6 protein-coding genes are annotated in these 5154 nt (G+C 66.5%); all 6 read right to left on the bottom strand.

Translation table 11 applies throughout. From position 1 onward, the window contains the following. Positions 1-848: glutamate 5-kinase (proB, locus tag AC1VTH_RS06505; protein ID WP_481335357.1), on the bottom strand; the 848-nt coding region annotated here is incomplete at its 3' end. Continuing rightward, on the bottom strand, positions 845-2335 hold the full coding sequence (gene obgE, locus AC1VTH_RS06500; protein ID WP_481335356.1) for a GTPase ObgE: 1491 nt from the start codon (positions 2333-2335) through the stop codon (positions 845-847). The genes obgE and proB, both read right to left, overlap by 4 nt. Before the next feature lie 93 nt (positions 2336-2428). Continuing rightward, positions 2429-2686: a 50S ribosomal protein L27 gene (rpmA, locus tag AC1VTH_RS06495; RefSeq protein ID WP_293672982.1), complete on the bottom strand. Its 258-nt coding sequence runs from the start codon at positions 2684-2686 to the stop codon at positions 2429-2431. A gap of 39 nt (positions 2687-2725) precedes the next feature. Next, positions 2726-3082, bottom strand: coding sequence for a 50S ribosomal protein L21 (gene rplU / locus AC1VTH_RS06490; protein WP_293672983.1), 357 nt, complete (start codon positions 3080-3082; stop codon positions 2726-2728). 84 nt (positions 3083-3166) lie between these two features. Then, complete coding sequence (locus tag AC1VTH_RS06485) at positions 3167-4003, bottom strand: hypothetical protein (protein WP_481335355.1); 837 nt, start codon at positions 4001-4003, stop codon at positions 3167-3169. Positions 4004-4017: 14 nt separating this feature from the next. Then, the coding region (locus AC1VTH_RS06480) for an FtsW/RodA/SpoVE family cell cycle protein (RefSeq protein WP_481335354.1) at positions 4018-5154 on the bottom strand (1137 nt) is incomplete at its 5' end.

Here is a 5154-nt window from a genome sequence, read left to right as displayed (position 1 = left end):
CGGTTGATGCGGCTGTCGTCGAAACCATCAATGGGGCGCAGGCTGACGCCACGTCGGCGGACCGCTCCGAAGCCGGTCGTGCATTTGATGCCGCCGACGAGGCGTCTGTTGCGCAGGGGGATGGGGAAGAGCGTGCCGCCCACCCTGAGGCTCGGGATTCCAGGCCGGCTCGCAAGCGTCGCAAGCCTTCGCGTGCGCAACGGCCCGATAAGATGTACGAGCAGACCCCCGAACAGCTCATCTTTGATGCTGTGCGCGATGCGGGCGTCGACGCGCTCGACGCGCTCGATGAGGCTGGCGCTGGGGTCGGAGTCGGGGTTGGCGGTGTAAAGGCCGTCGATGTCCGACAGGATGACGTAGAGGTCGGCGTCGATGAGCGAGGCCACGATGGCACCCAGCATGTCGTTGTCGCCAAAGGAGAACTCGCGCACGCTCACCGTGTCGTTCTCGTTCACGATGGGCACGACGCCCAGCTCGAGCAGGCGCTCAAAGGTGGTGCGCGCGTTGAGGTATCCCGTGCGGTCGACGACGTCGCCGCGCGTGAGCAGCACCTGGGCACACGACAGGCCGTCGTCTGCAAGGACCTCCGCGTAGCGCTCGATGAGCTTGGCCTGGCCGGCGGCGGCACAGGCCTGCAACGTGGGGATGTCGCTGGGGCGGGCGTCAAAGCCCAGAAGCGAGCGTCCCACCGCGGCGGCACCGCTCGAGACGAGCACGACGCGGTCTCCCCTACGCCTGAGCTCGGCGATCTGCGCGCACATCGAGGCCACGAAGCCAAGGTCGAGCTCGCCCGCCTCGTCCACGAGGGTCGAGGAGCCCACCTTGAAAACGATCAGGCGCCCGCTCACTGGTCCTCCCTGGCCGTCTCGGCAACAGCGCAGCCCTCGACTCCTGACGCGTCGCTCGCGTCCTCGGGAGCCTCGGCACCGCCGGTGGCTTCGTCCTCGAACTCGTCGAAGAGCTCGCCCACGGTGAGGATGGGCTCGTCCTCGGTGAGCTCGGCATACATGTCCTCCTCGTCCTCGCCCTTGTAGTCGAGGTCGTAGCCCAGGATGCGCACGGTGTCACCCGTGACGCAGCCGGCCTTGGCGAGCATCTTGTCGAGGCCCATGCGGTCGAAACGGTGCTGGAGGTAGGCCACGGCCTCCTCGTTCTCCCAGTCGGTCTTGATGACCATGCGCTCGATGGCGTTGCCCGAGACGCGCCAGACGCCACCGCCGAGGTTGGCGATCTGGATGCGGGCGTCGCGGCGCACGCGGCGCTGCTCCCACTCCTCGTTGCGCAGGGGCTCCTCGTCGAGCTCGCGCTCGGCGCGAAGCTTCGAGACCATCTCGGCGCAGGCCGCTTCAAGAGACTCGACGCCGGCGCCCGTCACGGCCGAGACGGCAAAGAACGCGTGGCCGTCGGCTGCGGCTCGCTGGCGCAGGACCTCGAGGGCCTCGCTCGTGCCCGGCATGTCGCACTTGTTGGCGACGACCACCTGCGGGCGCTCGGCAAGCTCGGGCGCATAGGCCGCGAGCTCATGATTGATGGTGTCGTAGTCCTCGACGGCGTTGCGGCCCTCGTAGCCGCCCGTGAGGTCGACCACGTGCATGATGAGGGCGGTTCGCTCGATGTGACGCAGGAACTCGTGGCCGAGGCCCTTGCCCTCGCTCGCCCCCTCGATGAGACCGGGGACATCGGCGGCGACGAAGGAGCCGGCGTGCCCGGCGCGCACAACGCCCAGGTTGGGCACGAGCGTGGTGAACGGGTAGTCGGCGATCTTGGGCCGCGCGGCGCTCATGCGGGCGATGAGCGAGGACTTGCCCACGCTCGGCATGCCCACGAGGGCCGCGTCTGCCATGAGCTTCATCTCGAGCTCGATCCAGTGCTCGAAGGCTGGTTCGCCCTTCTCGGAGAAGGCTGGGGCGCGGCGCACCGAGGTCACGAAGTGGATGTTGCCCTTGCCGCCCGTGCCGCCGGGGCCCACGATGACGCGCTCGCCGGGGTGCGTGAGGTCGGCGATCTGGTAGAGGGGCTCCATGGTCTCGGGGTCAAGCTCGGAGACGACGGTGCCGCAGGGCACCTTGAGCACGAGGTCCTCGCCGTCTCGGCCGTGCTTGCGCGCGCCCTGGCCGTGCGTGCCGCGCTCGGCGCGGAAGTGGTGCTTGAAGCGGTAGTCGATAAGCGAGGAGAGCTGCGGGTCGCACTCGAGAACGACATTGCCACCGCGCCCGCCGTCGCCGCCGTCGGGGCCTCCCTTGGGCACGAAGGCCTCGCGGCGGAACGACGTGCATCCCGCACCGCCGTCGCCGCCCTTGACGTTGATTCGAGAGATGTCAGTGAACTGAGACATGATGGTTATCCTTCTCGAGCGTACGAAAAAGGACCCCCGGCCAGCGGATGGGCCGAGGGTCCTGACAATACCCAAAAGGGTGCGCGGAAGCCCTTAAGCCTCCTGCGCCGGACGCACGTGCACGCGGTGCTTGGCGCCCTTCACGAACTCAACCGTGCCGTCGCACAGGGCGAACAGGGTGTCGTCCTTGCCGCGGCCCACGTTCTCGCCCGGCGTGATGTGGGTGCCGCGCTGACGAACGATGATCTGACCGGTCTTGATGGACTGGCCGCCGAAAACCTTCGTGCCGAGGCGCTGAGCCGCGGAGTCACGACCGTTACGGGAGCTAGCCTGACCCTTCTTGTGTGCCATATCTGGTACCTGCCTATCTATCTGCTCTGGGTGAGGTGCCTACTCGGCGGCAGCCTCGGTCGTGGCGGCCTTCTTGGCCGTGGAGGTGATGCGGGGCATGCCGGAAACCTCGAGGCGCGTGAGGTTCTGACGGTGACCCTTCTTGACAGAGTGGCGCTTGCGCTTCTGGAACTTGAAGACGATCTGCTTCTCACCCTTGTGCTGGTCGACGACCTTGCAGGTGACCTTCTTCTTGGCAAGCGTGTCAGCGTCGACAACAACCTGCTTGCCGTCGTTGAGCATCAGAACGTCGAGCTTGACCTCGTCGCCAGGCTGCACGTCGAGCTTCTCGACGTCGAAGACGTCGCCCTTGGCAACCTTGTACTGCTTGCCACCAGTCGTGATGATTGCGTACATGTGTGAACCCTTCATTGCTGTGGTAAGTGCAACAGCTGGAAATATTACGCTAGCGGTTGTGGTTCGTCAACGGAGAAAACCCCGCTAATTGCGATGTTTCCATGCATTCGGCATTTCGAATCTTAGCACCAGGGCGCGCCCCATCGCCAAGGTGGCCCCGTAGGCGACGCCGGCCTTCACAGCAGCTCCAAGCCCAGGAAGCGAGCGGGAGAGCCTGCGGGCCGCCTCGCGGGAGGCAAAGGCAGCCCCAACGACGCAGGCAACCTCGGCAAAGCGGGCAACTCCGGCACCCTGGCCATAGACGCCGGCGATGTCGATGGCCATGAGCGCCTCGTTGGCGGCCATGACGGGCAGGTCTGCCGAGGAGCCAAACGGAAGCAGCCCTATGACGGCGTTCTTGGTGGAACGCTCGGACGCGCACCGCTCAGCGATGGCACGGCGCGCAAAGGGAAAGTTGGTGCCCAGCGCCACGTCTGCGTGGCAGGCGCCCGCCATCCACGCGGCCAGCTTGTCGAGCAGCACCGCGTCGTCTGCCGCGGCGACGACCTCGACGCCGACCGGCTGCTCGTGCACCGGGACCTCGACGCTCGTCTCGACCACGATGGCGCAGGGCACGGCCGCGCTGGCGAAGGCGCGGGCGGCCGCGGTCGCGGCTCCGGTGGTGCCGGCCAGGACGATGGCGAGGTCGCAGTCGGGGTTGACGCGCACCTGCGTGCCGGCGGCAAACGCGGCGACGTGGACGAGGCCGGTGGCCGTCTGGGGCACGAACGCCTCCTTGACGGCGCGCACAAGCGCCGCGGGCGCGCCCTTCTCGACCTCTATGGCAATGCGGACGCACGAGCGGCGCGCGACCGAGGAGGCGCGCACGCCATCGACGACCTGGCGCGCGGCATCGAAGGGGATGTCTCTCACGGATGCCATGGCCACCCCTTTCCCTAGGCGGACTTGGTGCGGTGGGCGTAGACGGACTGGACGATGCCAACGCTCGCGATCTGCACGACCATCGAGGTGGCGCCGTAGGAGATGAACGGCAGGGGGATGCCCGTGATGGGCATGATACCGATGCACATGCCGACGTTCTGCAGCAGCTGGTAGCTCCACATGGCCACGACGCCGGCGAGCACGAGCTTGGCAAAGGGGGCCTCGATCTTCATGGCAAGGCGCAGGGCGGAGAAGATGAGCCAGGCGTAGAGGGCAAAAAGCAGCATCGCACCCGCAAAGCCAAACTCCTCGGCAAGGCGTGCGAAGATGAAGTCGGTGTGGTTCTCGGGCAGAAAGCCGCCGGCAGACTGGGTGGCGGCACCTATGCCCTTGCCAAAGAGGCCGCCGGAGCCTACCGCGATCTTTGCCTGCTGCAGGTTGTAGCCCGCGCTGGTGTTCTCGAGGCTTGAGTCGGCAAAGACCAGAAGACGGTTGAGCTGGTACTGCTTGAGCGGGAACTGGTAGTTGATTGAGAAGTAGACGATGAGGGCACACCCCACGATGAGCATCGCGATGGTAATGAGCACCCAGTCCCTGCGCGCGCCCGCGCAGATGATGATAGCCGCGCCCGTGACGAGAAGGATGAGGCCAGTGCCGAGGTCTGGCTGCAGCATGATGGCCGCGAAGGGCACAAGCAGCGTAGCGCAGAGCTTGACGTAGTCGCGCAGCTCCTTGATGCGGCCGTTGTACTGGGCGCACAGTGACGCCATGAGGAAGATCGTGACGAGCTTGCCAATCTCCGAGGGCTGGAAGCGCAGGGGGCCAAGCTTGACCCAGCCCGTCATGCCGTTAGCCGCGCTCGCAAGCCCCGGTATGCGCGGAGACACCATGAGCAGCACGTCGATGACGAGCAGCCACGTTGACATGTTGGAGAGAGAGCGGTAGTCCCAGTGCCAGATGACGCCAGCCACGGCAAGTCCCAGCACGGCTCCCACCGCCTGCCTCGTGATGGAGGCGTTGGCGTTGGAGAGCGACGCGCTCCACACCACGACGAGGCCGTAGGCGATGAGCAGAAGGGCCGGGAAGAGGTTGGCCCAGTAGATGTCCGAGACCCAGCCTCCCCTGCCGGAGACCCTCACGCTCGCGTGCCC

The organism is Parolsenella sp. (assembly GCF_982402205.1).
The sequence above is the reverse complement of the archived record's forward strand: the minus strand, read 5'-3'. Positions and strand labels throughout refer to the sequence as shown.